This is a genomic window from bacterium (assembly GCA_021372775.1).
Lineage (GTDB): Bacteria > Acidobacteriota > Polarisedimenticolia > J045 > J045 > JAJFTU01.
On sequence record JAJFTU010000278.1, the window covers coordinates 1 to 4,539 of the forward strand.

The 4,539-nt window shown below is 75.7% G+C and carries 3 protein-coding genes; all 3 read right to left on the bottom strand.

Annotated elements, in window-relative coordinates:
* Positions 1-751 precede the first annotated feature (751 nt).
* Positions 752-1,498, bottom strand: a complete 747-nt coding sequence (locus tag LLG88_09755; protein ID MCE5247188.1) for a tetratricopeptide repeat protein — start codon at positions 1,496-1,498, stop codon at positions 752-754.
* A 13-nt stretch (positions 1,499-1,511) separates the two neighbouring features.
* Positions 1,512-2,651, bottom strand: a complete 1,140-nt coding sequence (locus tag LLG88_09760; GenBank protein MCE5247189.1) for a VWA domain-containing protein — start codon at positions 2,649-2,651, stop codon at positions 1,512-1,514.
* Positions 2,612-4,539, bottom strand: a 1,928-nt coding sequence (locus LLG88_09765) for a hypothetical protein (GenBank protein MCE5247190.1), incomplete at its 5' end; no start/stop codon positions are given. The genes LLG88_09760 and LLG88_09765, both read right to left, overlap by 40 nt.

Below are 4,539 nucleotides of genomic sequence, written 5' to 3' on the forward strand. Positions count from 1 at the left end.
CGGGCTCGGACCCGACCGGGCAACGGGTCCGCGCCCGCCCCCTCCGTACGACGCGCCTTCGCGCGTTGCATGGCGCGTCGGCCCGACGGCGCGTAGGGGAGGCTGGCGCGCCCCGATGATCGTTGCCGCGCTCAAGACTCCTCCGCGCCTGCCTCCCGGCGTGGACCCACGCAAAGAAGCGCCCCGATGATCGTTGCCGCGCTCAAGATTCCACCGCGCCTGCCTCCCGGCGTGGACCACGGGAAATCGGTTTGTCGTGGACGTCAAGGCGCATGCGTTCTTGATCGGCGGTGTCTCGAACATCAATTCCCGCGCGTGCTCGATGGACGGCGCGTCGTGCGAAGGGGGCGGGCTCGGACCCGACCGGGCAACGGGTCCGCGCCCGCCCCCTCCGTACGACGCGCCTTCGCGCGTTGCGTGATCGTGCGTGAGGTTGCGCGTGGACGACGGTGCTCGGCGGGGCCGGGCGACGAGATGGGGAGGCTCTGCGGGAATCGTCGATGCACGGCGCGAGAAGCGACGTGCCGTGCTCGACGGATGGAGGTCGGCCGTCGAGGGGGGGGCCGGCGATACCCTTGAGTTCTAGGGTTCGACGGCCCACCCCTCGACGACCGACCGACGACGTGAATAGGCACGCGGGTCTTGCGGGCGAAAGGCAAGGAGTCGCGCGTCGCGGCGCGGGAGGCAGGCGCGGAGGGATCTTGAGCGCGGCTGCGAGCGTCGGGGCGCGCCAGCCTCCCCTTCGGCGTCGCTAATGCGAGGGAGCGCAGGCCGCGACGTCGCGCAAAAGGCCCTCCGGCGCCTTGGCCCCGAGCTTTTGCGCCGCCGCGAGGCGGGTCTTCGCCTCGTCGCAGCGCCGCTGCTTCAGCGCGAGAACCGCCAGATTCAGCTGCACCGGCGCGAAGTCGGGCCGCGCCGCCGCCGACGCCTCCCAACTCGCGCGCGCGTCGTCGAGCATCCCCAGCCGGAACTGCGCGTTCCCGATCAGAAAGTCGAATTCCGCCGGAACGCCGTCGCGCCGCTCGGTCCCCGGCGCGTCCGCCCGCCGGTTCTCGTCGATCCGCTTGTCGAGCGCCGCCCCCTGCGTGTTGCGGTAGTTGTCGGTCACGTGCATCTGCGGATTCTGGAGCTGCGTCTTGTCGTCGCGCGCCTGGTCCTCCGCCATCCGCTTCTGGTAGTAGCCGGCGTCGGCGTCGTCGGCGCGCTTCTTGACCAGCTCGACGTAGGCCTTCTTCGCCGCGACGTAGTTCTCGAGCGCGGCCTTGAAGTCGCCCTTCTTCATCGCCGCGTGCCCGAGCCCGGCGAAGGCGTCGGGGTGGTTGGGGACGTTCTTGAGCGCCTCGCGGTAGTCCGCCTCCGCGCCCGGCACGTCGCCCGCCTTGAGCTTCGCCGCGCCGTCCTGGCAGAGCTTGGCCGCGCGCGCGGCCTCGGTCTTGGTCTGCGCCGCCGCCGGCGCCGCCAGCAGCAAGCACGCGAAGAGAACAGCCCATGCGCGCATTGGTCCCGCCTCCTCAGTCCTGATGATATTGCGTCCGGGCCCGCACCGTGAAGCGCCCGTCCTTGGTCCGCAGGTCGATCCTCTTCGTCCCCGGCTTCCCCTTCGGCGGGGCGAAGGCCAGGGCGTACTGCGCCGAGAGGTCGGCGCGGATCGCCTCGAAGACGCTGCCCAGCTCGGCGAGCCGCTCGAGCTCGAAGGCCCGGCCCCCGCTCTCCTCGGCGAGCTGCCGCAGGTCGCGCCGGCCCTCGTCCGGGTCGCCGACGTGGATCGCGCCGATGGTGTAGATCAGCACGTCGGCGCGCCGCGCCGCCTCGACGACCTCGTCGAGCGAGGCGACGCTGCGCTCGTCGCGGCCGTCGGAGAAGAGGACCATCGCCTTGCGCGTCTTGACCCGCGAGAGGTCGCCGATCACCTCGATCGCCGCGTCGTGGAGCGCCGTGCTGCCCCCCGCGGCCAGCCCTTCGAGCGCCTTGCGCGCCGCCTCGTGGTCGGCGGTCGGCGGCAGCAGCAGCCGCGTGTTCTCGTTGAAGGTGTAGAGCGCGGCGACGTCCTCCGCGTCGAGACGGCCGAGGAAGCGCCGCGCCGCGGCCTCGATCAGCGCGAGGCGGTCGGCCATGCTGCCGCTCGCGTCGAGCGCGAGCGCGATCGTCGGCGCGGAGGCCTTGGGGGAGAAGCCGGCGATCGGCACGCGCTCGCCCTCGACCCGCAGCTCGAAGTCGTCCTTGCCCAAGCCCGGCGCCGGTTTGCCGTCGCGGTCGAGCACGACGGGGAAGAGCTGCACGCGGGAGACCTCGACGCTCTCGCCGAGCCCCTCGATCCGCGGCGGGCGGATCTCCGCCCGGCCGACGGCGCTCCCTTCGGCGAAGGCGACGGCGACGAGCGGCGCGCCCATGTCGCGCGGCGCGACTTCGGCGACGAAGCGCCAGGCGGGCGCCCGCGCGACGCCGATCAGGGCGCCGCCGCAGTAGACGTCCACGCGGTCCACGCGCGGCCGCGCCGCGGCGACGGCGACCTCGAAGACCGTCTCGCCGACGACGATCTGCCCCGCCTTGGGCGCGACGAACCGCACCGTCGCCGGTTCGGCGCCGGCGGCGACGCCCGCGGCGAGGGCGGTCAGAAGTCCCGCAATCGGTAGTAGCGGCGTTCCACGCATTCGCGCAGCACCTCGTCGAAGGGGCGGCCGCCGAATCCGTCGAGCGCGCGGACGACAGCGCGCCAGTCGCGCAGGTCGGCCGGGTCGGCGAAGGCGGCGATCCGTTCGGCGGTCAGGTGAAACAGCTCGGCGCCGGTCGCGGCCGGAAGCCGCCGACGCCCCAGTTCGGCCACGACGGCGAGGCGGGCCTCGAAGGCGATCCGCGCCGAAAGACGGTCGGGAATCCCCTCGACGGCGAGGCGCTCGAACGGCGCCGGGCGCAGTTCGTCGCCGGTCGCGTCCACGACGCCGTCGTCGGCGAGGGCCTCGACGAGCGCGGCGAGCAGCGCGCCGCGGCGGCCGCGCTTCGCCGCCTCCAGCGCGGCGCGGCGCCCGCCCAGCAACTCGGGCCGCGCCGCCCCCGCCTCGTCCCCTTCGAGCGCGCCGAGGGCGATCGCCGTCCGCTCGAACGGCGAGACGACGTCCAGCCCGGCGGCGAGCCGCGCGGCGCGCGCCGCGGGAAGCCGCGCCGCGACGAACGCCGCGGCCGCCTGGTCTCCCGCCGCCGCCGCGGCGAGGATCGCGCGCCCGGCGTCGTCGGCGAGGCCGGCCGCCGCGGCCAGGTCGTCGCCGCAGCGGGCGAAGGAAAATCGGCGCGAGGCGACGAAGAGATCGCGCGCGGTGTCGATCGCCGCGCGGCGGCCGGCGCGCGTGCCGGCCGCCGGGGCGGGGAGGCGGAACGGCGCGAGCGGCGACGCCGCGTCGGCCAAGGCGCCGTAGAGGCGCGGGCCGCCGTCGCCCTGCGGCAGGAAGCCCGCGGGCCGCCAAGCGTTGTCGATCGAGTCGTCGCCGCGCGCGTTGCCGGGGAAGAGGCGCCGCGTCGGGGCGTAGCGGCCGAACAGCGCGGCCTCGGCGCGGGAGTCGGGCGCGTAGGCGCCCATGGCGTGCGAGAAGACGAGCGCGACGAGCAGGTCGGAGACGCGCGCGGCCTCCTCGGCCCTCTTGCGCTTCTTCCCGCCGCCGTCGCGCGTCGCGAGCGCGTCCACGCTCGGCAGTCCCGCCCGCTCGAGCCGCTCGGACGTGGCGCGCGCGAGCGTCTCGGCGCGCGCGGCGCAGTAGGAGACGCCGTCGAGACGGAAGCAGTGCGGCTCGGCGTCCGGGTCGAGCGCGCCGAGCAGGCGGCGCTCGCGCGGCCCGCGTCCCGGCGCGCCCGCGCCGCGCGCGGGGAGCGAGTCGGCGAGGTCGCGCAGCCAGACGGCCGTCGCGCCGATTTCCCCCTTCGCGGGGTGCGCGTCGATCCAGCGGCGCAGCGCCGTCGTCCGCGCGGCGGCGGGGAGCGCGCCGGCGCGGGAGACGAGGCGCAGAACTTCGAGCCCCGCGTCGAACGACGCGGTGAGCGCGCGCTTCGACGGCCCTTCGGCGAGCCGGTCGATTTCGTCGAACCGCTTGAGCAACGCCGCGGCGAGCGCGGGGTCGCGCGGCGCGACGTCGGCGACGACGTCGAGCGCCTGCGGGAAGCGGTCGGCGGCGGGCGCGAGGAGGCCGAGCCCCTCCGCGGTGAAGACCGCCGGCGCGCGGCGCGCGAGGGCGAGCAGGCGGATCGCCCGCGGGGCGGCGAAGCGCGGCCCGCCGCGCACCGTGACGCGCAGGCGGAGCGCGTCGGCGACGAACGCCGCGGCGTCGTCGGACGGCGCGAGGCCGCGCGGCGCGGGCTCCGGGCGGCCGAGCGGCAGCGCCCACCGCCAGGCCGCGATCCCCCCCGGAAGGGCGAGGCCGCGTTCGTCGGCGAACGGCGCGAGCGCGGAAAGGAGTTCGTCGAGCCCCGGCGACGAGGAGCGGGCGCGGTCGAAGCGGACCAGCGGGGCGGCGTCGGCGACGGCGGAGTCCAACGTCTCGAGCGAGGTCGCGG

Excerpts from the sequence above, each read along its gene's own strand:
- LLG88_09760 (MCE5247189.1), bottom strand. The coding sequence starts at position 2,651 with ATGCGTGGAACGCCGCTACTACCGATTGCGGGACTTCTGACCGCCCTC.
- LLG88_09755 (MCE5247188.1), bottom strand. The coding sequence starts at position 1,498 with ATGCGCGCATGGGCTGTTCTCTTCGCGTGCTTGCTGCTGGCGGCGCCG.